Here is a 24,717-nt window from a genome sequence, read left to right as displayed (position 1 = left end):
TTAAACGTTAGCTAATTTGCACAATCTTTCGTCGATATAGTTTGAGTTAAATAACGCTATTTATAACGATAGTTGAAAGCATTATAAAGGTTTATTGATATCAACTCCACGAATCTCTTTGTTTTTTATCCTTTCCAATCGTTGAATCAGGGTAATAACATCTCGTCCTTCACGCATGCTATGGATGAGTACAATATTCGCTTTTTGTTTGGTAAATTCACGGCAAATTTCGGAGCCCATGACACCAATTGCACCTGTGATGACACAAACATCATTTTTAATCCTAACCAACTTTGGTTCATAAAGCTCATATTATTAAACTTGATAACTTTTATTTATACTTTCTTAGCATATCTTTGTGCTTGATTAAATCTTGATGTCAAAGTAAGTACCAAATATTTAAACTACTGTTTACTTTGATACAGGACATCTAAAATATAACGTAACTGTTTGACATCTAATTGCCCCGGTGCTGAGGCATTTTTAGCTGCTCCAAATGTCATTGCTGAACCAAATGTTGTTCCTGCCACTCGGCTAATTGCCCCCAATCCTGCCATTGACATGGTAATGATGGGTCTGGTTGCATATTTTTCATTCATTTCTGTGGTTGCAGCTAATAAGGTAAGGACGTCATCTGTGGTCTGTGGCATAACCGCAATTTTGGGAATATCAGCACCTAAATCTTGCATTTTGCATAATCGTGAAATGATATCGCTTTTAGCGGGTGTCTTTTCAAAGTCATGGTTGGATGTGACAACCAATACATTATGTTGATGCGCTACATTAATAATTTCTTTTACATATTGATCGCCAATAAAGACTTCAACATCGATCAGGTCGACCAGTCCACTCTTAGCTATTTCTTTGTTTAATTCAAGATAAGCGGTTAATGGCCACGGTTTTACTCCACCTTCATTAGCGGTACGAAAGGTAAATAAAATAGGTTTGCTCGGTAATAAGGTTGCGATTTTTTTAGCAACCGTTTTCACTGCATCAATATTATCAACTTGGGTAAAGTGATCCACTCGCCACTCCAAAACGTCAAAATCTATCGATTGTAAAAATGTGACTTCATCAAGCAGTTCAGTTTCAGTTTTCCCCACGATTGGGACAATAATTTTCGGCACACCCGATCCTATAACTAGATTTTTGGTCGTAACTGTTTTCATTTTATATCCTGTTGGTAAAAGATTATATTCATAATGATTAATCTTAAATTGTGTGATTCAAATCAGACAATAACATAAAATAATCTGATAATTTATTTTTAATTGGATTATTAGGTAAAAAGATTACTTATCGACTAATCATTAAATCCCATTTTTTCTTTTACATACTCAATAGGTGCATCTTCACCCGTCCAAATTTTGATTTGCGCCGCACCTTGCCAAAGCATCATGCCAATTCCATTTAAGGTTTTGCAACCTTGCTGTTCTGCGATTTCAAGCAATTTGGTCTTACGTGGGCTATAAATACAGTCTGTTACGACAAGATCTGGTCTTAACATCGTTGGATCGGTAATTAAACTTTGCCCTTCTAATGGTTTCATTCCAACACCTGTAGCGTTACAGAGTACTTCACTGGTGGCAATGGCTTGACGGAGTTGCTCTTTATCTGCAAGATCGATCACACTGACTTTACATGGTGTGTTTTCATTTAATTTTTTTGCAATTGCTTCAATTTTTGCATAGCAGTCATCTTTCTGATTGAAGATAGCGATCTCTTTCACGCCATCAAGCGCAGCTTGTACTACAATGGCTGTTGCTGCACCGCCAGCACCAAGAATCGTCATTTTTTTACCTATGGCATTAATACCTGCTTCTTTCAACATGCGCATATAGCCAATGCCGTCGGTGTTATAACCAGTTAATATGCCATTATCATTCGAAATTGTATTGCAAGCCCCACTCATTTCAACTGCCGGTGTTAACTTGTCAAGATATTGGCAAACCAATTGTTTATTGGGCATCGATACTGCACTACCTCGCAAACCTAAGGCACGAAGACCTTTTATTGCATCGGGTAATTTTTCTTGATCAACTTCAAAAGCTAAATAAACATAAGGGATATTTAGTTTTGAATAAATGGTGTTTTGCATTTGCGGTGATAAACTATGACGTATTGGATAAGCCATTAAACCAATCAATAAATAATGACCGTCGATATTATTTCTCATTAAAAATTCTCCACTACACGCCTTATTTTTTAACAAAGCGTTAACAATTAAGATTGTTCAGCAACACGTTTTAATAATGCACGTGTATTTTCAATATACATTTTAGCGCGTTCAATTGGTGATTTATATAAAGCTAATTCGTCATTACAACATTCAATTGAAATCGGCATTTCAGATAAAGCTTTCAACAAAGACACAAGGTCAATACCACCATCCCCCAGCGATAAGCGATAGTTAGGGGCTTGATAAAGTAGTTCTTCTGTGTCTTTAGGTTTTTTGTACCATCACACAGTTGCCTATAACGCCAACAATCTTTAGGTACTTTTTTCAAATCTTCAAGGGTATTTGGACCTCGATCAAAATGCAAGGGATCAATTATCATACCTTGATTGTTTTGATTCGCTTTTTTAACAGTTCAACACCAGCATTGACGCCAGAAATGTTCGTCCATGGTATTGGCTCGATATTAATGGTAATGTTAAGGGGAGCGGCAATGTCACAAAGCTGGGCAAAATTATCGGCTAGTCGATTATGATCGGGCTCGTTACCCGCCGTACCTGACTGGCATCTAATCTTGCGCCTGTTTCAAGCACGGGTAAAAAGTTAATGACACGGGTATCGGGTTTTAAACGAAAGATTTCTATATCTAAAACTTTAATTCCAGCCTCTTTTTAACGGCGTTCAATTTCTCGAACCAATGGCGTATCGCCGACAGTCGCCTACACCGGCTCAGTGGGTGTAGCCAGTATAAGCCTCAAACCGACATAAGCACAGCCCGCTTCTTATGCAACAAGGACTTGGTTAGCAGGTGAAACATCTAAGACAGTTAACGCTGCCAATCCAATTGGACGGTTAAATATATCTTTCTCCTTAATTAAAAATTTAATTCATCTAAAGCATAAAATTAGTGTAATTTTTAAATAAGCCACATTATGATTTATTATTATATTTCTATAAATATAATTATTTCTATTAAAAATATCTATTATTTAAAATGGCCATTTATTCTGTAATTAGCAAGGATAAAAAAAGGATTTTTATGAAAATGAGATCTTTATCAATAAAAAATTAATCAGACAGTTATAAAAAATATGGGTAGTTTATTGAGCAATGTATTGATTTTGCTTTTTATTTTAATGTGTCACTCAAAATCCACTTAGACGTCATCTATTTTTAGAATAATCATGGTTAAAAGTCAGCATCTACTATCAATTGCACTTTCTATAGTCATCCACTAAAATAATTAACTTTGTTTATTTAAGAGAATATATCTATGAATACAGTTTTTGAGCTTTTATCGTCAATAAACGCTGTGGTTATTGCGGTAATTTGTATGTTAATTTTATCTCTTTGCCGTGTTCATGTGGTAATTAGCTTAATTATTGGTGCCTTTGTTGGTGGCTTATTTAGCCATTTAACGTTAAAACAAACAATTGATGCATTCAATACAGGTATTAGCAATGGTGCAAATATAGCGCTTTCTTATGCTATGCTTGGCGCTTTTGCGGTTGCAATTTCAAAATCGGGATTGCCAGAATTATTAGCTGATAAAGCGGTTAAACAGCTGACAACAAGCAGTGCTAAAAAACGCATAAAATGGTTATTAATTATTATTATTGCGTTGGTGAGTATTTCTTCACAAAATATCATACCTATCCATATTGCTTTTATTCCACTGTTAATCCCACCACTATTATATGTGATGTCACGATTGCAATTAGATCGACGAATGATTGCCTGTATTATGACATTTGGGCTAATTACGCCTTATATGTTCTTACCGGTTGGTTTTGGTAATATCTTTTTAAATCAAATTTTATTAAAAAATATCACCGCATCCGGCATGGATGTCAGTCATGTTAATGTGATGCATGCTATGGCGATACCGGCGTTAGGGATGTTTGTTGGGCTACTTTGGGCAATTTTTGTCAGTTACCGTAAACCAAGAGAATATAAAATTATTCGTGAAGAGACAAATTTAGAAACGGTAAATAGTGTGAATAAGCGTTCGCTTATTGTGTCTTTATTGGCGATTGTTCTCTCTTTTGCTATCCAACTTTATACAGGTTCAATGATTTTAGGGGCGCTAATTGGTTTTATTTGCTTTATTGTTTCGGGAACCATTAAATGGGGTGAAGCAGACGGCGTTTTTACCGATGGCATTAAAATGATGGCCATGATTGGTTTTGTTATGATTTCTGCTCAAGGCTTTGCCGAAGTGCTAAAACAAACAAATGATATTGAACCGTTAGTTGTTAATAGTGCTGCTTTATTCGCAGGTAATAAAGTTATTGCTTCATTTATGATGATGTTAGTCGGATTGGTGATCACGTTAGGTATCGGTTCGTCATTCTCGACGGTGCCAATTATTGCGGCAATCTATGTCCCACTTTGTATGCAGCTTGGTTTTTCACCTATTGCAACCGTTTGTTTAATTGGTGCTTCTGGGGCGATTGGTGATGCGGGTTCCCCGCCTTCTGATACCATTTTGGCAACGTCGGCTGGGCTTAATAGTGATGGTCAGCATGATCATATTCGTGATAGTGTTATTCCAACATTCACCCATTTTAATATCCCTTTATTTATTGCGGGTTGGGTTGGGTCGTTAATTCTGTAATAACATCAATAATGGCTGTCATTGCTTATGAATAACAAGTTATATCAAAATATCCGAGCGGTTTGTGCTCAGGCTATTTTTAATGTGTTGGAAGAAGGGCAATCGCTCAGTTCTGCATTGATGACTTTAAATCCTAAAATTACCGATAAAGATAAAGCATTAGTTCAAGAAATCTGTTTCGGGGTAATGCGGGTATTACCTGAACTGAATTTCTATATTCATAGCTTGATGAACAAAGTGCTTACCGGTAAAAATAGAATTTTACACTATTTATTGTTAGTGGGTGTTTACCAAGTTCTCTATACCCGTATTCCGGAGCATGCAGCAGTAGGAGAAACAGTTAACGCGGTTAAAGAATTAAAAAAAATCGCTCTCAAAGGGTTAATTAATGGTGTGTTGCGGGAATTTTTACGTCAACAAGCTGTTTTAACAAACCAATTCACACAAGACAGTAAACAAGACACCGCCCGAACGCTTCATCCGACGTGGTTACTAACGCGTCTTAAGCAAGCTTATCCACAGCAGTGGCAAGCAATTGTAGCGACTAATAATCAAAAACCTCCGATGTGGTTACGAGTCAATCTCAATCACTATTCAGTGAGTGAGTACCAACAACTGCTTACCAAAGCAGGCATTGAATCACAAGCTTGTACAGCTATACCTTCTGCGATTAGGTTATTACAACCCGTTAATGTGGCCAAATTGCCTTATTTTTCTGAAGGTGCGGTAACCGTACAAGATTTATCTGCGCAATATGCTGCTTATCTACTTGCCCCGCAAAATGACGAGCAAATTTTAGATATGTGTGCCGCACCTGGCGGTAAAACTACGCATATTTTAGAAGTCGCCCCAAATGCTCAAGTATTAGCGGTTGATGTTGATGCGAGTCGTGCTAAACGGATTAATGATAATTTAACGCGTTTAAAACAATGTGCTGAAGTGAAAGTCGGCGATGGGTTAACGCCAGAAAAATGGTGCGCAGGGCGTCAATTTGACCGGATTTTACTTGATGCTCCTTGTTCAGCTACGGGCGTTATTCGGCGTCATCCAGATATAAAATGGTTACGTCGAGATAGTGATATAGCCCAACTCACTGAGTTACAACATGCGATCTTAACCAATATTTGGCCCTATTTAAAAACAGGTGGTACTTTAGTCTATGCGACTTGTTCTATTCTACCAGATGAGAATAGATTGCAAATTGAGCGTTTTTTACAAGAAAATAGTGATGCAAAATTGCAAGGCGAGGTTAAACAGTTTTTACCTACCGATAACGGCGGTGATGGTTTTTTTTATGCGGTATTAACCAAACATAGCTAACAGAAAGTATAATGTGATGATGTCTGCCTCACGCTATATCATCACATTTTGTCATTAACAGTAACTTTTTATCAATTCAGCTAATTGCTGTCCATGTTGTAACGCTTTGGTTTTTATTTCTGTTTTATCATCAAATGGTGATACACCATATAATAATGCCGGTGGAAGATATTCCATTTGTATATACAGAGACGAAAATTTTACTGATTCAAGAAAGTGGTCAATTAAATTTTCACCGTATTCTTGGTAACTTTTTTGCCCTATTGTTAAACTCTGCAATAACTTTTTACCTTTTAATTTATCACCTTGTGAGCCATAAGCAAATTGGTAAGTCAACACTTCATCAAACCATAACTTTAATATAGCTGGCATATTAAACCAATACATAGGATATTGAAGAATAATAAGATCATGCCTTAATAACGCGGCTTGTTCTTGTTCTACATCGATTTGATAATTAGGGTAAAGTTGATGTATATTTCGGATTTCAAGATCAGTAACAGTTTGCTGTAATGTCTCAATAATTGTTTTGTTAGCAATGGATTGCGCCATATTGGGATGGCCTAAAATCATTAATGTCATAGTAATTTCCTTTCCTTTTAGTTAATAAAATGCACGTTATTCAATACTATATACTAGTATAAAATTAAATTATAGGATAATTATTGCTCACTTGGACAATTTTTAGTAGATGTGGTAAATTCTCAGTTTATTTTGTGTTATAAAGATATTTGTAATGGCTTATACTCTCCCCTATAGTGATCTCCCCGAAAATATTCAATACTGGCAAGGTTTACCATTATCTTTGAATGGTTGTGAAGTGGTTCCGCTTGACTATAATGCAGGTAAAACGGGTTGGATCATCTATGGTAAAAAATTAAATAAAACGATATTGTCAAAATTCCAAAATCAGTTGGCGATGCCAATGGTAATAGTTTCTTCTTGGAAAATTAAAACTTACCAAATTGTCCGTATTGCTGGCGTTATGCCTAAAAAGGCAAAATCTATTTCCCTAGCATTAGGTATTGATGTATCACCTATTGATAATTTACCAAGCTTACATTCTCCGGGGTTGCTTGTTATGGATATGGATTCCACGGCGATTAAAATTGAATGCATCGATGAACTTGCCAAATTATATGGTGTTGGGCATCAAGTCGCGGCTGTCACTGAGCAAGCTATGCGGGGCGAGTTAGACTTTGCAACCAGCTTACGTAAGCGAGTTGCAACCTTGAAAGGGGCTCCTCAAGAACTCTTACAGCAAGTAAAAAATGAATTACCATTGACATCGGGACTGACTTATCTAGTTAAGGAATTACAAAAAAGAAATTGGTATGTCGCTATCGCATCAGGGGGATTTACCTATTTTGCCGACCATTTGAAACAAAAATTAAAATTGGTCGATGCTTATGCAAATGAGTTAGAAATCAAAAATGATAAATTAACGGGTAAAGTGACAGGTCAAATAGTCGATGCCAAATTTAAAGCTCGAACGTTACAGAATTTAGCAGCATCGTTAGATATTCCCATTGAACAAACCGTTGCTATTGGTGATGGCGCGAATGATTTAATGATGATTCGAATTGCTGGGCTCGGTGTGGCTTATCATGGTAAACCAAAAGTGGTTGAAAAGGCACGAATTAGCATTAATTATGCAGATTTAACTGGATTATGGTGTATCTTATCGACCAGTTTATTAAGTGAAGGTTAGGAGATCAAGTTGGCAAAAACCGTTAAACGTGCTTTTGTTTGTAATGATTGTGGTGCAGATTATCCTCGTTGGCAAGGTCAATGTAGTGCATGTCATGCTTGGAATACCATTACCGAAGTTAGGCTGGCAAGTTCATCATCTCGCAATGATCGGTTAACCGGTTATGCCGGTAGTGGCGTTGGGCAGGCAAAAATTCAAAAACTGTCTGAGATCAGTTTGGAAGCACTGCCAAGATTCTCCACTGGCTTTTCCGAATTTGACCGAGTGTTAGGGGGTGGTGTTGTTCCGGGCAGCGCTATTTTAATTGGGGGTAATCCGGGTGCCGGTAAAAGTACCCTGTTATTACAAACCATGAGTAAGCTTTCAACGCAAATGAACACCCTTTATGTAACGGGTGAAGAGTCATTACAGCAAGTGGCTATGCGTGCTCATCGCTTAGGACTAACTACCGACAATATAAATATGCTGTCAGAAACCAGTATTGAGCAGATCTGTTTGCTGGCTGAACAATCACAACCTAAACTCATGGTTATTGATTCCATTCAAGTTATGCATCTTGCTGATATTCAATCATCGCCGGGGAGTGTCGCTCAAGTTCGTGAAACCGCTGCTTATTTAACTCGTTTTGCTAAAACCAAAGGCATAGCCATTATTATGGTTGGACATGTCACGAAAGATGGGTCACTTGCCGGTCCAAAAGTCCTTGAGCACTGTATCGATTGTTCAATTTTATTAGATGGTGATGCGGATTCCAGATTTAGGACGTTGCGTAGCCATAAAAACCGGTTTGGTGCCGTGAATGAATTAGGCGTTTTTGCGATGACCGAGCAAGGATTGAAAGAAGTCAGTAATCCATCAGCGATTTTTTTAAGTCGTGGGGATGAAATGCTACCCGGTAGCTCGGTGATGGTGTTATGGGAAGGGACACGTCCATTATTGGTTGAGATTCAAGCGCTGGTAGACCATTCAATGTACGGTAATCCAAGGCGCGTGACAGTGGGGCTTGATCAGAATCGATTAGCCCTTTTACTGGCTGTCTTGCATCGGCATGGTGGATTACAAATGGCTGACCAAGACATTTTCGTTAATGTCGTCGGTGGTGTAAAAGTTACAGAAACCAGTGCCGATTTAGCATTGATTGCCGCCTTAGTATCAAGCTTTCGAAATCGTCCACTGCCACAAGATGTGGTTATTTTTGGCGAGATTGGCTTAGGTGGCGAGATTCGTCCTGTGCCAAGTGGTCAAGAGCGGATTTCTGAAGCGGCAAAACATGGCTTTAAAAAAGCGATAGTACCTATTGCCAATATGCCGAAAAAGAGACCTGAAAATATGCAAGTTTTTGGTGTCAAAAAAGTTTCTGAAGCTTTAGATATTTTGAATGATTTATAACTAATTGGTTGATGCATCTGTTATTTTGCCGGCATTTTTTGTCGGCAAAATAACAGTTCAATAAGCTATGTTTTAATGATGTGTTAATAACAGATCTCATAACAAGGTTGATAAGCCGTTCCACCCGGTAATTTCATCCGATCTTGTTTAACAAAGCTACGTAATAAATCATCCAATTGTTTCATTATTTCCTTATCGCCTTGTAACTTATAAGGGCCATGTTCGGCAATTTGTTTCATACCAAACTCCTTCACGTTACCGGCAACAATTCCCGAAAATGCACGACGTAAATCAGCGGCTAATAATTCCACTGGCTGATCTTTGTGTAAATTCAATGAAGCCATATTTTCATGAATGGGTTCAAAAGGTTGTTGTAACGAACCATCAATTTTAAGGAGCCAGTTAAAACCGTAAGCATCACCTGTTTTTAAGCGTGAGGATTTAACATGTTTAACGCCTTTTTTCATAATACGTGCAACTTGTTCTGGGGAATCAATAATAATTTGATAAAGCTTGGTGGCTTCTTCGCCTAAGGTTTGACGAATAAAGTCATCGATGGCAGCAAAATAACCTTCGCATTCTTTAGGGCCAGTTAATATAAGTGGCAATGTCTGATTTTTATTTGCCGGGTTTAACATAATGCCTAAAATATAAAGCAGTTCCTCAGCAGTACCCGGACCACCAGGGAAGATAATAATACCGTGTGCCATACGGACAAAAGCTTCAAGCCGTTTTTCAATATCTGGCATGATGATAAGCTCATTGACCAAGGCATTAGGTGGTTCAGCGGCAATAATTGAAGGTTCAGTCATCCCAATAAAACGGCTATCTTTATAGCGTTGCTGAGCGTGACCAACAGCGGCGCCTTTCATAGGGGCTTCCATAATGCCGGGACCACAGCCTGTGCAGATATTAAGCTCACGTAGCCCTAACTGCATGCCGACTTGACGGGCATAATAATATTCGTTTTCATTAATTGAGTGCCCACCCCAGCAAACCACAAGATTAGGCTCTTCGCCGACGTGTAGCGCATTTGCATTACGTAAAATTGAAAAAACCAGATTAGTAATATAATAGGAATGATCTCTATCAAGATTGACATTTGAAACTAGTTGTTTAACAGCACTGATTTGACTATTTAAAAATAGAATATCGCGCAACACCGCAAAAAGGTTAGCTTGAATTGAACGGATAATACGTTTATCCACAAAAGCACTTTCCGGCGCATCGATAAGTTCTAGCTTAACGCCTCGTTCTTTACTAATCACATTAATTTCGAACGATTGAAACCTATCTAATAACTCTTTCGTATTATCGGTTTTACTACCCGCATTAAGTGTTGCTAATGAGCAATTTCGAAATAATTGATATAATTCACTATTTGCTGATCTTTTCAGAATATCCACTTCAGCTTGAGCAAGTAAATCCATAGATCCTAATGGGCTTATATGGGTGGTAATCATCACAACCTCCATTTGACGGTTTTATCGACAAAAAAATTATTATATACCGAAATAAAATGAATACTAAGCAAAGCTGAAAATAAGCTTAAATATAAACCAATTAGGTGAATAAAAAAATTATCTCTAGAGACAGAATAATAATTACTCTATAATAAAAAATGTTGAGAAATTAAAATATTAAATAGACTGTATTTTATTTGTTTGGTTAGTGAGTTATCAATGAGAAGGGATTTTTATTTACTTATTAAAAAATTATATCATGCAGGTTCGAGTGATATATTTAATGATCCGCAGACGCCCGAATTTAAACCGTTAGCACAATTTAAAGGCGAATGTGATTATTATTGTAAAACGCCAACATTGTCTAACTGGTTACCAATTATTGACTAGATAGCATTAACGAACAACAAAGAAGGAACTTTATGAAATCTTGCGCGACATCCTCGATTGAACATTATCAAATTATCACTGGTTATATCACGGATTTAGCAGTCTATCCGTCACGAGAGACTTTTATTCAAGCCCGCCAATTAGCTGGGTGTGCTGATATTAATTTAAACTCAATCGGTTATCTTGCTCTGGTTTATAAAATCAATCAAATGATTGCTGCACAGGATTCATCCGGCAAGTACGATACGCCAACGCCAAATATTGAACAATATTACCGATTTAAATTAGGTGATAACCTAATTGAAGGAGTTTGTAGTCGTGTCGCTTTTACTGACGGTGATTATGTTGAGGTTGTGGTTGACCCAATGGACGGCGGCAGCTATTTTGCCTATGCGCTACGTCGACCTGTTGATCATCTAATATGGATGCATCCTTATGTTACAGAGGGAACAGAAGCGAGCGTTGAAAATCCTAAAATTCGCACATCACCGATTGTAAAGTTCATGGAGCTGATCGGCATTTCAAGTTGTATTTGGGGCTTGCTACAGATCTATTTGCAAATCTCATTGGTACCGACATTGTATCTCTTTATTTTGGGTGCAATATTGTTGCTTCCTTTAATTATATTTTGTGGCAAAAAAAAACAAGTCAACACAGGTTCACCTATTGCAGACAGGATTTATACGACTTTAGGCTATCACAATCCTAAGCAGTTTAGTATTGAAAAAGAGCAAGCCTTATTGTTAAAGAAATTAGAGCAGTTAAGTGCAAATTATATAGCAACCTATCAAGGTCCATTAACCGAGGGTGAGGAAATAATAAAAGAATTTCTTAATCAATATAAAGATCAACAATCGCCTAGTGATACTGAAAGTGACAAATTAGTTAAGCAATACATAAAAATTGAGCAAAATGGTATGCAGTGGGTTTATCTTTATCGCTGTGCGCCGACTATACCTAATTACATCACCGTTATTCATACTGAAAGAAACAATGATGAAATTGAATCATCTAATCAATCATCGAATAGTGATAATTGTCCGTAGTCAAAAAATATTGTCTATGTTAGACTAAACCAAACTCTGAAGCTTTTTCACCTAAGTGTTGCCTTGGCCTGTTTCATATGGTGAATTAGCCGCGGTATAGCGCAGAAATGGCTATGCTTCCCGATTTGGATAAGGTGTTTTTTTTATATGCAATTAGTGGATAATTATCAGCGTCGATTTCAATATCTGCGCTTGTCGATTACCGAACTATGTAATTTTAAATGTCAGTATTGTTTACCCAATGGTTATCATCCTAATAAGCCTCACCATTTTTTATCGCTTAATGAAATTGATAATATTGTGTCAACATTTACTGAGCTTGGTGTTCATAAAATTCGACTTACTGGTGGTGAGCCGACATTACGTCGAGATTTTACCGAAATTTTGTCGGTTATTTCGTCTTATCCCAGTATGCGTGAGCTTGCAATCACGACCAATGGCACACGGTTGTTAAAAAATATCAACTATTGGCATCAAGCCGGTCTAAATTCAATCAATATTAGTATAGATAGTTTTTCCCCTCATATATTCAAACTGATCACCGGTCAAGATAAACTGAAAGAGCTGATTGCTGGCGTTGAAAAAACGTTAGAAATTGGCATACCGAAAGTGAAGATTAATACTGTTTTAATGAAAGATCTCAACAGCCATTTATCAGATTACTTATCTTGGATTAAATATAGACCGGTTGAGTTGCGTTTTATCGAGCTTATGGAAACCAATGAAAGCCGTAATCTATTTCATCGTTATCACTTAGCCGGTCAATCAATTGAACGTCAATTGATTGAGCAAGGTTGGCAGTTACAACCGAAGCAAGTTCTATCAGGGCCGGCAAAAGTTTATGCACATGATGATTATCAAGGTAAAATCGGTCTTATCATGCCATATTCAAAAGACTTTTGTAAAAGTTGCAATCGATTGCGAGTGTCATCAATTGGGCAGTTACACTATTGTCTGTTTGGTGATTCGGCGATTGATTTGCGTGATTTGCTGGTCAGTGCAGACCAAAAACCACAACTTAAATCACGCATTCTTGCCTCATTGGTAGTCAAACCAGAAAAACATCGATTACACGATAATCAAGTGGGGATGGTGCCTAATTTATCTTACATTGGTGGTTAATACTGCATTTTGTTTCGGGATAGTTGAAAGCTGCCAATATGCTATTGCCCAATCTAACAATTGTTGTTGGGTTGCATCTTGCCAATCTTGTGGTATCTGTTGTCCTAAAAATTGTAGTGCTTGAATGGTTAATGAGGTTGGATTATCCAATTCGATTGGTTTAGCATGATTTTGTTTCGACAGTTTATTACCATTATGATCTAAGACGAGTGGTAAATGGCAATAGGTTGGAACGGTAAAGCCTAACTGTTGATAAAGTGATATCTGTTTTGCGGTAACTGGTAGCAAATCAGCGCCACGAACAATTTCGGTAATGCCTTGTTGATGATCATCGAGCACGACGACCAAATTATAAGCAAATAGTCCATCTTTTCGGTGAATAATAAAATCTTCTTGCGCACTGGCTGGATTAACTGTTTGTAATCCAAGAATGTTATCTTCAAATTCAAAGATTGGATGGGTTTGCTTTAACCGAATGGCTAAATGCTGCTGGTGGTTGGGGGTTAAATTTCGCTGACGGCAAAAGCCATCATAAATATGATTGGTAAGATGATGGATTCGTTGTCTTGAACAATCGCAATAGTAGGCTTGCTGTTTGGTCAGTAATGATTGCAATACCGATTGATAACGTTCACTACATGTTGATTGGTATAGAACGTCATCATCCCAAAACAGATTAAATATTTCTAATGTTTTTAAGATAAGTGAAGAAGCGCCTTTGACTTCGCGTGGTGGATCGATATCTTCAATACGGACTAACCATTTACCTTGATAAGCTTTAGCTTGTAAATAGCTACCGAGAGCCGTCACCAACGAACCAAAATGTAATGGTCCGGATGGTGAGGGAGCAAAACGACCAATATAGCACATGGGCTTATCTGGCAGTGTAATGTTTGAGGAAGGTAATTAAAATTACATTCCCATTTGTTTTTCGCGAAGTTCCGCTAACGTTTTACAATCGATACATAGATCCGCCGTAGGTCTAGCTTCAAGGCGACGAATACCAATTTCAACGCCACAAGATTCACAAAAACCAAAATCATCAGTTTCAATTTTCTTTAATGTCTTTTCAATTTTTTTGATCAGTTTACGTTCTCTATCGCGTGCTCTTAACTCTAGACTGAACTCCTCTTCTTGAGTTGCTCGGTCAGCTGGATCTGGAAAATTTGCAGCCTCATCTTGCATGTGCGAGACTGTTTTGCCCATTTCGCCTTGTAATTGCGCAAGCCATGCTTCTAAGATAAGTTTGAAATGTTTCAATTGCTTAGGGTTCATATACTCCTCGCCTTTCGCCTCTTTATAAGGCTCAAGCCCAGCAATTGAAAGCAGGCTAAGAGAAGATGTATTAACTTTTTGTTCCTTTTTCACAGCAATCCCCTTAAGTACAGATTATTTGCAAGCGCTAAACTATAGCAATAAATTAGCCATTGGCAAAATTTTTTTATGATTTTTTTTACATAATTAGAGCAAATTAACATAACTATATGTATTAATGTATATAATTATGCTATCCACTGTTTCATGTCATTTTTAGGACACTTAGCAACAAGATCTGACAATTTGTCATTATCGGGAAAGACCAATTCTGGCTCAATATCAAAAAGTGGATAAAGGACAAATTCTCGGTTTTTCATGTGGTAATGCGGTATGGTTAATCGTTCACTATTGATAATCAAATCATCATATAAAAGAATATCCAAATCTAAAGTTCTTGCTCCCCAACGATTATCTTTGCGAACTCGCCCTTGTGATTTTTCAATCGATTGTAAGGCATCTAATAATTCAATTGGTGAAAGGCTCGTTGTTAACTTAATCACAGCGTTGAGATAATCATTTTGATCTTGTGGCCCTAAAGGTTTACTGCGGTAAAAAGGCGAGACTTCAACCAGTTGAGTATGAGGCAATTGAGTTAAAGCGGCTATTGCTCGATTTGCTTGAGCAAAAGGATCGTCAAGGTTACTTCCTAACGCGATATAACAAATTGACATAATTAGATAAGTGAAATTTTAGGTTAATCATTTGTTGTCTATATTAGCATACTATTGATTAGTCAAAAATAGTTATATGAAGGGAAAAGACGACTGCATGATGCAATAATATTAAGTTTAGTTATTAAAATATAACTAGATAATCTTTAACTTAATGTTCATTTTACGCTATTTTGGTCAAGTCTATTTATGATAGTTTGATGAGTGAATATATGATGAACTTAAACCAACAATTATGCTTATTAATTAAAAATACGCCGCTCCTTAGTGATTCGACTGTTATTAATAATGCGATTAATGGCATCGTCGATTATTTTGCATGTTGTTTACAAGCTCGTCAGGATATGAATGTTCAAAGATTACTCGCTTGGATAAAAGAAGAAGGTGGGCATGAACGGTCTTGGCTTATTGGTCAAAAAAAGTTAGCCACACCACGTCAAGCTGCATTATTCAATGGTTTTCAAGCCCACTGTTTAGATTATGATGATGTTCATTCAGATATACGAGGCCATCCTTCAGCGGTGATTTTATCAGCACTGTTTGCCAGTATTCGATTAGATCATTCACCATTCAAGATAGATGGACGGCGATTTTTAACGGCTTATGTTATTGGTATTGAAGTTATGGCGTTACTGGGTAAAAGCGTCAATCCACAACATTATGAAAAAGGATGGCATGCCACTATTACGCTTGGTGGCATAGCAGCCACAGCCGCAATTTGTTATTTGTATGATGAACCTTTTTTATCGCAAGCATTAGCACTTGCAGCAACCCAAGCTTCGGGAATGCGATTGTTAATGGGCACACCCATAAAATTTTTACATGCAGGACTGGCAGCGCAACATGCCATCCAAACCGTTGATTGGTTAAGAGCAGGACTACAAGCAGAACAAAATTTTTTAGATGAAAATTTAGGATTTCTCGCCATGTATGGACAAGGGAATACGACGTTGAATTTAACCCGTTGGGCAAAGCCTTGGAAGATAATTGACCCCGGATTATGGTTTAAAACTTATAGTTTTTGTTCCGCTGGAGCCTATATTGCGGATGCCGGACAATTACTTTTTCGACATCCACAATTTCGTGTTGAGAATGTGGCTAACATTACCCTTTACTTTGCGCCACCCAAGAGTGATGCTGCATTAATTTATCAACAGCCAACTCTTGCTGAGCAAGGGCGCTTTTCTGCTGAATATATTTTGGCCTTAATTTTATTAGGTTTACCCACTGATTTTAAGGCATTTTCGGCAACGCCAATCGCTGACAACATTCAACAACTGATGCAAAAAATGCAACGCAGTTATCACATCACCCTAGCACCACATCCTCAAGCCTATAACGGTCGTTATGTGGTTGTTGAGATATTACTTAATAACGGTCAAAAAATCAGCCAACGCATCGACCTTCCCAAAGGATCACCAAAAAATCCTTACAGCAAAAATGAAATGACAGCAAAACTCGTAAACGCTATTGATGATCAACCAACTGCAATAGCACTAAGCCAAGATATTCAAGCATTTGCAAAAGGGTTAGATGTCAGCGATTTTATAAAGCGTTATATAGTTAAGTTATAGTTGAAAAATCTTGATTCAATTAAAAGAATAAAAATTAAAGCTTTTTAATAAGGTAATATTTACTATTACATGAATTTTAAATAGGGGGGCGATGTAAAATCCCCCCAATTTCTTGTCTCAATATAAGCACTCAGTGAGCGAACAATTTTTTCTTTATTAAATTTCGAAATTAATATCATCGGTTAGTTGACGCAAAAAACGTTGAGTTAACTCGTTTTGTGGATGCTCGATAAGAGTTTTAGCATAGCCTTCTTCTACAATGACGCCATTTGCCATAAAGATGATTCGGTCAGCGACATATTTAGCAAATTCCATTTCGTGAGTAACAATGATCATCGTGATATTTTCTTTGGCAAGTTGTAACATGACTTGCAGTACTTCGTGTACACGCTCAGGATCGAGTGCCGATGTCGGTTCATCAAATAGTAGAACTTTAGGTCTAACCGCCAATGCTCTGGCAATAGCCACCCGTTGTTGTTGCCCACCGGATAAAGTTATGGGGTATTGGTCAGCATAAGGTAACATGCCAACCCGTTTTAGTAGCGTTAATGCTTGTTGTTTGGCTTCATTTTTATTGATTTTTTTACCCAGAATCAAGGGATAAGTAATGTTCTCTATCGCTGTTTTGTTTTTAAATAAATTATAGTGTTGAAATACCATCGCTGATTGTTTGCGTAATTGGACTTCTTCTTTATGGCGATAATGTTCACTATCCAGAATGACATCACCTATTCGAATTGTACCCGTATTGAGTTTTTCTAATAAATTCAGACAACGTAATAACGTGGATTTACCTGAGCCTGAAGGTCCAATAATGGCGACAACTTCACCTTGTTTTACATGAAGGTTTATCTCTTTTAATACTTGATGATGACCAAACCGTTTAGACAGATGTGATACAGAAATCATGAGCTTGCTCCTTAACGGTAATACGGTTTGCTTAATTTACGTTCTAACTGTTTTTGTATCCATGAATAAGCAACAACCGTTAGCCAATAAACAATGCCGACTGCTAAATAGGTTTCAAAATAGAGAAAGGAGCTCGCCGTTAGCATTTTGCCTGCTGCTAGCAGTTCTTGTACGCCAACAAAAAAAGCGACAGACGAGTCTTTGAGTAATGAAATAAACATGTTACCGGTATTAGGCAAAGCATTGACCAATGCTTGTGGCAAAATAATGTTCCGGTAAACCTGAATCGTACTTAGCCCCGAGGTAAGTCCTGCCTCTTTTTGTCCTGGATCGACTGACGCCAAACCAGCACGAAAAATTTCGGCAAGATAAGCTGAATATTTTAGGCTAAAGCAGATAATAGCGGCGGTTGTTGCTCCCATGTGCTTTAATACAGGAAAAATCTGCGGTAAACCGTAATAAATAATAAAGAGCAATACCACCGACGGAATTCCACGAAATAGCGAAATAAACAGCGAAAAAATTGCGTCAACAATGATGATTTTATTGTTACGTAACAATGCGATAGCCAGACCTAACACCATAGCAAATAAAATTGACACCACCGCAATAAAAAGTGTGACCGGTAGATATGGTAATATCTGAGGAAACACACTTAAAAAATAGTTTACATTAAAGTTCATGAGGTAATATCTTCACCAAAATATTTAATCGAAAGATTTTTTAACGTGCCGTTGTTGCGTAACTTGTCCAAAGCTTGATTAAACTTTTCACGTAATGCTTGACCTTTTTCATCTTTGCTAAATGGAAAAGCAACTTGCTCAATCGTTATTGGCTCGCCTACTAATTTAAATGGAAGGTTTTTACGTTTGATTTCAGCCAGTAAGATGGGTTTTGAATTAACATAACCTTCAACCCGTTGATATTCGGTATCATACATGGCTCCGTCACGGGTTTCGTAAGTTTTAACCGTCACTTCATTATTGGGAAAGGCTTTTTTCAAATTATTGATATGATTTGAACCTAACACGCCAGCAATGGTTTTACCTTCAAAATCAGCTAATGTATTGATATCTTGATTATCTTTATGGGTAACAATCTGACTACCGTAATAACTATAAGGCTGAGAAAAATCATACTTAGCTTGGCGAGCAGGTGTGATTGCAACGGCATTGGCAATGGTATCTAAACGTCCAGAATCAAACTGTCCCATTAATCCACCAAATTCAGCAACCCCCCATTCAACTTGATAACCCAGTTCATTGGCAATGGCTTCTGTCAGTTCAACATCAAATCCGATTAATTTATCTTGTTGTTTATAACCATTAGGATAACTTTGACCGGTTGAACCGACTCTAATGATCGGCTGCTTTGCCGTTGCATCTTGGCTGTTGGTATCGCATCCGAATAATAATGTTAAACTGGCGAGTAGTATCGCAGAGAAAATTGTTCTGATTGTTTTCATTGTTTGTGATTCCTTTTTTTCCATTCAGTGTAGTTTTTATGATTAAAAATTTTTTCAAAATAGAGTGTGGTGTGATCAGGGGTTAAATCGGCTTGCCCAATAGGTTTATAACCTTTGTTGAGGTAAAGTGTAGCTAACCATGGATGATTTGCGGCTGTTCCTAATGTCGCCGCAGGAAGTTTTAATTGTTTAATTAAGATTTGTTGTTCAACAAAATCCCATAACGTATGACCATAGCCTTGACCTTTATATTGTGGGGCAGTGGCAAACCAACCTAAATGCGGTAATCCATAGGGTCCGGGATTATTGCCCCATGGAAAACGAATCGTTAATGTTGAAATTAATTTACCCTGTTTTTCATAGAGATAAACAGCATTTGATTCAAGGTGATCGGCAATTTGTGTTTGATTAACTGTCGCAGCAGCAAAGTGGATACCAAGTTGTAGGGTTGCTTGATAAGCACTATGCAATAGCGTTTGATAAGCTGGGATATCGTTTTGCGTCATTAAGCGGAACGTCATACTAAGACTCCAGTTTGATCAGCATACCGGATTACTTGTTCCACTTTTTCAGGCGCTAAACCAACATAATTAATTGGTTCTAACCAACTATCGAGTTCATCTTCGGTAAACTCTTTATTCAAGATAGGATCAGCTAATAACACTGCTTTAAAGGTTTTATTTTGCTCAAAAGCTTGCATTGCGCTTTGATAAACTAAACGATGAGCGGTCTGTTTGCCTAATCGCTTGCCTATTTCAAACATCACTTTTTCAGACAGCAGTAAACCATTTTGTAAGGTTAAGTTAGTTAACATGCGTTCAGCATTGACTTTTAACCCTTGCAGTACAGCTAATGCCGTTTGTAGTTGTGAAGAAAGATAGAGATTAATTTCAGGAAGCGCTATCCACTCCGCCCGCCAACTCATGGCGTCTCGCTCATGTTCAACTTTCATGGATTCGTGAATTAAAGCGACACTTTTTAATAATGGCGCTGTCAAGCTAGCTAAGCCTTCTAATGCGGCTGGATTTCGCTTATGAGGCATAGTGGTTGAACCGATTTTTCCGTCAGAAAAGGGCTCTTCAACTTCGTTAATTTCAGTACGCATTAAGTTATAAAACTCATTACCCATTTTACCCAGCGTTCCACTGATTAATGCAATAACTGATGCATATTCAGAAAACCGATCACGTGCAGCTTGCCAACCAATGTTAGGAGTATTGAGACCTAATAAAGTTAATACTTTGGCTTCAACTTGTACCCCTAATTCGCCCATAGCGGCATAAGTACAAATTGCACCACTGATATTACCCACTAAAACCCGTTGCTTAATTTCACTTAATCGCTGTAAATGGCGAACAAACTCATCTAACCAAACGGCAAGTTTAAACCCAAAAGTGGTAGGAAGAGCCTGCATACCATGAGTACGTCCAACCATAGGTAAATATTGATACTGTTTAGCTAACTTTTTTAATTCACATGCCACTAGTTTGGTGTCACGTTCAATAATGGCAAATGATTGCTTAAGTTGTAAAACGGTTGCCGTATCGACAATATCTTGCGTGGTTGCACCATAATGAATAAATTGACCGGCATCGCCAACTTGATCTTGCAGCGCATTGATCGTTGACATTAAAGAGTGCTTGGCTTTTGCAGCTTGTTTGGCAATTTGTGCAATGGACAGTTTCGAAGCATCGGCCTTAGCAACGATTGCATCAGCGGCATCGCAAGGAATGACACCTAGTTCACCTTGTGCTTTTGCTAGTGCGACTTCTACATCAACTTGCTTTTCTAAGCGATTTTGTTCTGACCAAATTGCTTGCATTTCACTGGTACTAAAATTATTACCTAAAATCAAATAATCAATAACATGTGACGCCACCGAAATATCCTCAAAGATTAATTAATGTTTTATTATTCAATTATTAAAGATTATTCAAACAGCGTCTAATATCCTCTTGGACTATGGATATAACTAAAAAGAATTAAGGTTGTTGGGTTTTGATCACAGGCGATTGAGGATGTTAATTGTTGAATGTTTGTTTTGTCTTGATGAATAGACTCAAATAGTGGAATTTTTTCAAAATTTCTTATTTTTTATTCGTATTATGCACGGTACTTGACCTCTTTGATGTTATCATCGTAGGGCACAACGTGAGCCTGCTTAACAAATAAGGAATAAATAGTGATGAATAACAAATTATTTAAATTAGTCTGTTTAGGCTCTTTTTTGACCTCTTTTGCCTATGGTGTGATGTTAACGCTGCCGTTATTTTTAACCGACACTTTAAAGCTTTCGTTGGTGATGTCGAGTGAAATTATTTCAATGGGGATCATTGGAGTGGTGGCGTCGATTTTGTCGATTCCTTATGTGCTGAAATCTGTTTCTACTAATGTGATTGCGGCAATGGGGGCGTTAATTTATGCCTTTGCTATTGCGTTGATTTTGTATACTGGTGGTGTTTTTCTTTATATTGCTGGTTTGTTGCTTGGTGCAGGGTGGGGGATTATTTATACGTTGGGGCCGATTATGGTGTCGTCAACTAGTGATACTGCCGAATTAAGTCGTCATTTTATGTTTATTTCGGCATTTAATATGTTAGGTGCCGGATTATCGCCGGTGATAGTTAAAACACTGCTCGATTATAATATTGCTATTGAATATATGTTTTTGTTTGCTGTGTTGTTAAGTTTGTTAGCCGGTGGAATATTTTTTAATGTAACGCTATCCAATAAGCAAAATAGCGTTAAGTTATCGATTTTGCCAGTAATGAAAACCATTGTTACTTCAAATGCAGTCATTCCATTAATAATGGTTTTTTTAGGCGCCTGTATTTACATTTCAATGATGAACTTTCAATTTGTGTTTGCGAAAGAGAAGAATTTAAACTTTTCGATATTTTATATTTCTTATACTTTTTCATTATTATTTGCTCGATTCTTTCTGGCTAAATTTATTTTAAAACTGTCACAGCAATTAGCCATGATCGGCCTGTTATTCATTATGTTGATTGCGTTGTGTCTGTTTTTGGTTACGACAAATAATATTTTTTATATTGTACCGTCGTCATTATTAGGCATAAGTTATGGTTTGGTTTATCCGTTAATTCAAACACAAATGGTTAAAGATATCGATGCTGAAAAGCGAAGTATCTATTTAACTATTTTTAGTTTAAGCTACTTTATTGGCGTGTTTGGCTATCCGTATCTGTTTAGTTTAGGATTAGATTCAGGCGGTGTTTTAGGCTCGTTTTTCGTGCTGATTTCACTGTGTGTGTTAGATATTGTATTTGCCTGTTTATTATATAAAAAAAATTTACCAAATAAGTCGTGATATCCGTAATATGCAGAGGGATTGATAATCAATCCCTCATGCTTTCATTATCAAAGTAACACAACAGTTAATCAACAATAATGCCTAAAAATTTATTTCATAAAATAGGCTTATAACACTTTAACTATCGATTCACACAGGCGTGACATATTATCAAGGGTCATGCCAGCGACATTGATTCGTCCCGAATTCACGATGTAAATACCGTAGTCGTTGCGTAATTTTAGTACTTGTTGTTCTGTTAATCCACTGAAAGAAAACATGCCGTTTTGTTTAGCGATGAAGCTAAAGTCTTGATTGGCACCTTTATCTTGTAAGGTTTTGACGAATAATTGGCGCATACGATGAATACGTTGACGCATACTTGTCAGTTCATCGATCCACTCATCTTTTAATTCCTTGTTATTTAAAATATAAGATACAATTTTGGCGCCATGAGCGGGTGGATTAGAATAATTGGCTCGAATAATGGTTTTAACTTGGCTAAAAGCCCGATCCGCAATCTCCGTATCCGCAGCGATCAAGGTAAAAGCGCCAACTCGTTCATTATACAGCCCAAAGTTTTTAGAGTATGAGCTAGCAATCAATAATTCTGGGTGATGATTGGTGAATAGTCGTAATCCATACACATCTTCTTCTATACCTTGTCCAAATCCTTGATAAGCTAAATCAAATAAAGGTAACCAACCATTTTTTAATGCTAAATCTGAAATGGCTTGCCATTGTTCAGGGGTTGGATCGATACCGGTTGGATTGTGACAGCAACCATGAAAAAGTACCGCCTCACCTGCTGCAATTTTACTTAAATCTTGCATCAGTCCATCAAAATCTAAGCTATGGGTTTGTGCATCATAATAACGGTATTCTCGCACTTCAAGGCCGGCAGTTTGGAAGACACTTCGATGATTTGGCCAAGAAGGGTTACTGACCCATATACGTTTTACTTTGGTTCGGCGAGCTAAAAAATCGGCCATGATTCGTAAAGCGCCAGTGCCTCCGGGTGCTTGTGCCGTTCTGGCTCGTTCATTTTCGTTACCAAATAATAAGATTTGTGTAGCGATATTAAATTCTTTGATTCCGTCAATGGATAAATAACTTTTTGTGGTTTCGTTATTTAATAAAAATTGTTCGGCTTTTTTGACGCTTTCTAAAATAGGTGTTTGGGTGGTTTCATCTTTATAGACACCGACACTTAAATTAATCTTACTGGTGCGTTCATCTTTATTATAAAGATCGGCTAATCCAAGTATCGGGTCGGCCGGTGCTGCTGTTAAACTTTCAAACATAATTCACCTATTTCGTCTAATAACTTTCATCGCATTATATACATAATATTTTATAATATACAATTTCGATACACACAATTTGTGAATAAATGTTTAGACGATAATCTTATTAATTTTTATGAATTATTTTTTTACATTAAATTGAAAGATTATTAAAAAATGATGTTAAATTTTCAGCTAATATCGTCAGTTCTCCACTAATGAGATCTTCTTTAACCACTTCACCAGTTAAATTATTTATGGCGATAATTTCGGTACTTTCATCGGTAGAGGCAATAAAAATAGTTGGTATCCGTTTTAATCTTTTTTGTTGCGACAAATGGGCAATTAAGTTTTGCTCTAAAATTGAGAAATCGTCATCATTCCATGCTTGTAGTAATACTAAATGAGTATCAGCAAAGTTTGCGTTTATATTTCCGGCATATTGTGTGCCATAAAAAACATGAGCACTTTGACACAGATTGATGTTAACGACTTGTTCTACAATAGTTAGATCTCTTGCAGGCTCTAATAAAAAAGGTTGCCAATATACTGCAAGTTGCGCTGTTTTTAGTATACAAGGTGAAGGAATGGCATGTAATTCTTCACTTTTAGGGGCATAATCAAATTGATTCATCCAACGAGAAGTAAAATCAAGTAAGGCTGTTTTTTCGGGTGATTTCATAAATAAGCTAAGTCTCTTTTTTGAATTTATTTTATATTTTTCTTCTATTATACAAATTAAGTCACTTTATGTTCTACTAAGTAAGTTCCAAATTTCTATTTTTCAAATAATAAGTAAAAAAATGTAAAGCAATTTTTGCTTTTTAGTGTCGTTAATATAAATTTTTAATATATCTAATATGATTTTATTGAAATGATAAATATTATTTGTAAATAACTCAAAATATTAATCTAACTATCGATGAAATATGAAGTTTAATTTTCTTG

The 24,717-nt window shown here is 37.0% G+C and carries 25 protein-coding genes and 1 riboswitch; of the genes, 9 read left to right on the top strand and 16 right to left on the bottom strand.

Annotated elements, in window-relative coordinates:
* Nucleotides 1–81 precede the first annotated feature (81 nt).
* From A9G10_RS12380 to A9G10_RS12855, 4 genes are all read right to left on the bottom strand, one after another.
* Nucleotides 82–291 carry a hypothetical protein gene (locus A9G10_RS12380; protein ID WP_065559813.1) on the bottom strand — a complete coding sequence of 70 codons (210 nt, stop codon included), beginning with the start codon at nucleotides 289–291 and terminating at the stop codon, nucleotides 82–84.
* 113 nt (nucleotides 292–404) lie between these two features.
* Nucleotides 405–1,169 carry a type I 3-dehydroquinate dehydratase gene (gene aroD, locus A9G10_RS12375; RefSeq protein ID WP_065559812.1) on the bottom strand — a complete coding sequence of 255 codons (765 nt, stop codon included), beginning with the start codon at nucleotides 1,167–1,169 and terminating at the stop codon, nucleotides 405–407.
* Between the two features lie 134 nt (nucleotides 1,170–1,303).
* The gene (locus tag A9G10_RS12370; RefSeq protein WP_065559811.1) at nucleotides 1,304–2,176 is read right to left on the bottom strand and encodes a shikimate dehydrogenase; all 873 of its coding nucleotides are present in this window, start codon (nucleotides 2,174–2,176) and stop codon (nucleotides 1,304–1,306) included.
* A 47-nt stretch (nucleotides 2,177–2,223) separates the two neighbouring features.
* On the bottom strand, nucleotides 2,224–2,373 hold the full coding sequence (locus tag A9G10_RS12855) for a hypothetical protein (protein ID WP_179855840.1): 150 nt from the start codon (nucleotides 2,371–2,373) through the stop codon (nucleotides 2,224–2,226).
* A 164-nt stretch (nucleotides 2,374–2,537) separates the two neighbouring features.
* On the opposite strand from A9G10_RS12855, the gene A9G10_RS12850 reads away from it, so the two are divergent.
* From A9G10_RS12850 to rsmB, 3 genes are all read left to right on the top strand, one after another.
* The gene (locus A9G10_RS12850; RefSeq protein WP_179855839.1) at nucleotides 2,538–2,711 is read left to right on the top strand and encodes a hypothetical protein; all 174 of its coding nucleotides are present in this window, start codon (nucleotides 2,538–2,540) and stop codon (nucleotides 2,709–2,711) included.
* 738 nt (nucleotides 2,712–3,449) lie between these two features.
* Complete coding sequence (locus A9G10_RS12365; RefSeq protein ID WP_065559810.1) at nucleotides 3,450–4,793, top strand: Na+/H+ antiporter family protein; 1,344 nt, start codon at nucleotides 3,450–3,452, stop codon at nucleotides 4,791–4,793.
* A gap of 27 nt (nucleotides 4,794–4,820) precedes the next feature.
* Nucleotides 4,821–6,113, top strand: coding sequence for a 16S rRNA (cytosine(967)-C(5))-methyltransferase RsmB (rsmB, locus tag A9G10_RS12360; RefSeq protein ID WP_065559809.1), 1,293 nt, complete (start codon nucleotides 4,821–4,823; stop codon nucleotides 6,111–6,113).
* A gap of 54 nt (nucleotides 6,114–6,167) precedes the next feature.
* Here rsmB and A9G10_RS12355 read toward each other — a convergent pair whose 3' ends face one another.
* Complete coding sequence (locus A9G10_RS12355) at nucleotides 6,168–6,695, bottom strand: NAD(P)H-dependent oxidoreductase (protein WP_065559808.1); 528 nt, start codon at nucleotides 6,693–6,695, stop codon at nucleotides 6,168–6,170.
* 154 nt (nucleotides 6,696–6,849) lie between these two features.
* Here A9G10_RS12355 and serB point away from each other — a divergent pair, with 154 nt between their 5' ends.
* On the top strand, nucleotides 6,850–7,824 hold the full coding sequence (gene serB, locus A9G10_RS12350) for a phosphoserine phosphatase (protein WP_065559807.1): 975 nt from the start codon (nucleotides 6,850–6,852) through the stop codon (nucleotides 7,822–7,824).
* A gap of 9 nt (nucleotides 7,825–7,833) precedes the next feature.
* Nucleotides 7,834–9,213 (top strand): DNA repair protein RadA, encoded by a 1,380-nt coding sequence (radA, locus tag A9G10_RS12345; RefSeq protein ID WP_065559806.1) that lies wholly within the window; start codon nucleotides 7,834–7,836, stop codon nucleotides 9,211–9,213.
* A gap of 83 nt (nucleotides 9,214–9,296) precedes the next feature.
* Here radA and ppnN read toward each other — a convergent pair whose 3' ends face one another.
* Nucleotides 9,297–10,673 (bottom strand): nucleotide 5'-monophosphate nucleosidase PpnN, encoded by a 1,377-nt coding sequence (gene ppnN / locus A9G10_RS12340; RefSeq protein WP_065559824.1) that lies wholly within the window; start codon nucleotides 10,671–10,673, stop codon nucleotides 9,297–9,299.
* Nucleotides 10,674–11,098: 425 nt separating this feature from the next.
* On the opposite strand from ppnN, the gene A9G10_RS12335 reads away from it, so the two are divergent.
* Complete coding sequence (locus tag A9G10_RS12335; protein WP_065559805.1) at nucleotides 11,099–12,112, top strand: hypothetical protein; 1,014 nt, start codon at nucleotides 11,099–11,101, stop codon at nucleotides 12,110–12,112.
* 22 nt (nucleotides 12,113–12,134) lie between these two features.
* A riboswitch (molybdenum cofactor riboswitch) is annotated at nucleotides 12,135–12,265 on the top strand.
* Nucleotides 12,260–13,234: a GTP 3',8-cyclase MoaA gene (moaA, locus tag A9G10_RS12330; protein ID WP_065559804.1), complete on the top strand. Its 975-nt coding sequence runs from the start codon at nucleotides 12,260–12,262 to the stop codon at nucleotides 13,232–13,234. Its footprint overlaps the riboswitch before it by 6 nt.
* Here moaA and gluQRS read toward each other — a convergent pair.
* From gluQRS to folK, 3 genes are all read right to left on the bottom strand, one after another.
* Entirely contained in the window at nucleotides 13,214–14,104 is an 891-nt protein-coding gene (gene gluQRS, locus A9G10_RS12325; RefSeq protein WP_065559803.1) for a tRNA glutamyl-Q(34) synthetase GluQRS, read from the bottom strand. The two genes, moaA and gluQRS, sit on opposite strands and share 21 nt — an antisense overlap.
* A 42-nt stretch (nucleotides 14,105–14,146) precedes the next feature.
* Nucleotides 14,147–14,602, bottom strand: a complete 456-nt coding sequence (gene dksA, locus A9G10_RS12320) for an RNA polymerase-binding protein DksA (protein WP_065559802.1) — start codon at nucleotides 14,600–14,602, stop codon at nucleotides 14,147–14,149.
* A 134-nt stretch (nucleotides 14,603–14,736) separates the two neighbouring features.
* Nucleotides 14,737–15,222: a 2-amino-4-hydroxy-6-hydroxymethyldihydropteridine diphosphokinase gene (gene folK / locus A9G10_RS12315; RefSeq protein ID WP_065559801.1), complete on the bottom strand. Its 486-nt coding sequence runs from the start codon at nucleotides 15,220–15,222 to the stop codon at nucleotides 14,737–14,739.
* Nucleotides 15,223–15,434: 212 nt separating this feature from the next.
* On the opposite strand from folK, the gene A9G10_RS12310 reads away from it, so the two are divergent.
* Complete coding sequence (locus A9G10_RS12310; protein WP_179855838.1) at nucleotides 15,435–16,796, top strand: MmgE/PrpD family protein; 1,362 nt, start codon at nucleotides 15,435–15,437, stop codon at nucleotides 16,794–16,796.
* A 156-nt stretch (nucleotides 16,797–16,952) separates the two neighbouring features.
* Here A9G10_RS12310 and A9G10_RS12305 read toward each other — a convergent pair whose 3' ends face one another.
* The 5 genes from A9G10_RS12305 to purB are packed head-to-tail and all read right to left on the bottom strand — an operon-like array spanning nucleotide 16,953 to nucleotide 21,049.
* Nucleotides 16,953–17,705 (bottom strand): amino acid ABC transporter ATP-binding protein, encoded by a 753-nt coding sequence (locus A9G10_RS12305; protein ID WP_065559800.1) that lies wholly within the window; start codon nucleotides 17,703–17,705, stop codon nucleotides 16,953–16,955.
* A gap of 11 nt (nucleotides 17,706–17,716) precedes the next feature.
* Complete coding sequence (locus tag A9G10_RS12300) at nucleotides 17,717–18,388, bottom strand: amino acid ABC transporter permease (protein ID WP_065559799.1); 672 nt, start codon at nucleotides 18,386–18,388, stop codon at nucleotides 17,717–17,719.
* Complete coding sequence (locus A9G10_RS12295) at nucleotides 18,385–19,170, bottom strand: amino acid ABC transporter substrate-binding protein (protein WP_065559798.1); 786 nt, start codon at nucleotides 19,168–19,170, stop codon at nucleotides 18,385–18,387. Before A9G10_RS12295 ends, A9G10_RS12300 begins: the two co-directional genes overlap by 4 nt.
* On the bottom strand, nucleotides 19,167–19,691 hold the full coding sequence (locus tag A9G10_RS12290; RefSeq protein ID WP_065559797.1) for a GNAT family N-acetyltransferase: 525 nt from the start codon (nucleotides 19,689–19,691) through the stop codon (nucleotides 19,167–19,169). Before A9G10_RS12290 ends, A9G10_RS12295 begins: the two co-directional genes overlap by 4 nt.
* Nucleotides 19,688–21,049 (bottom strand): adenylosuccinate lyase, encoded by a 1,362-nt coding sequence (gene purB / locus A9G10_RS12285; protein WP_065559796.1) that lies wholly within the window; start codon nucleotides 21,047–21,049, stop codon nucleotides 19,688–19,690. Before purB ends, A9G10_RS12290 begins: the two co-directional genes overlap by 4 nt.
* A 306-nt stretch (nucleotides 21,050–21,355) precedes the next feature.
* Here purB and A9G10_RS12280 point away from each other — a divergent pair, with 306 nt between their 5' ends.
* The gene (locus tag A9G10_RS12280) at nucleotides 21,356–22,501 is read left to right on the top strand and encodes an MFS transporter (RefSeq protein WP_065559795.1); all 1,146 of its coding nucleotides are present in this window, start codon (nucleotides 21,356–21,358) and stop codon (nucleotides 22,499–22,501) included.
* 110 nt (nucleotides 22,502–22,611) lie between these two features.
* On the opposite strand, the gene A9G10_RS12275 is transcribed toward A9G10_RS12280, so the two are convergent.
* A complete protein-coding gene (locus A9G10_RS12275) occupies nucleotides 22,612–23,787 on the bottom strand; it encodes an amino acid aminotransferase (protein ID WP_065559794.1) in 1,176 nt (391 codons plus the stop codon).
* A gap of 136 nt (nucleotides 23,788–23,923) precedes the next feature.
* Entirely contained in the window at nucleotides 23,924–24,451 is a 528-nt protein-coding gene (gene syd / locus A9G10_RS12270) for a SecY-interacting protein (RefSeq protein ID WP_065559793.1), read from the bottom strand.
* Nucleotides 24,452–24,717: the final 266 nt, after the last annotated feature.

The organism is Gilliamella sp. wkB308 (genome assembly GCF_001690185.1).
GTDB classification, from domain to species: Bacteria; Pseudomonadota; Gammaproteobacteria; order Enterobacterales; family Orbaceae; genus Gilliamella; species Gilliamella apicola_I.
Note: the sequence above shows the minus strand (reverse complement) of the source record. Positions and strands in the feature narration are given on the sequence as shown.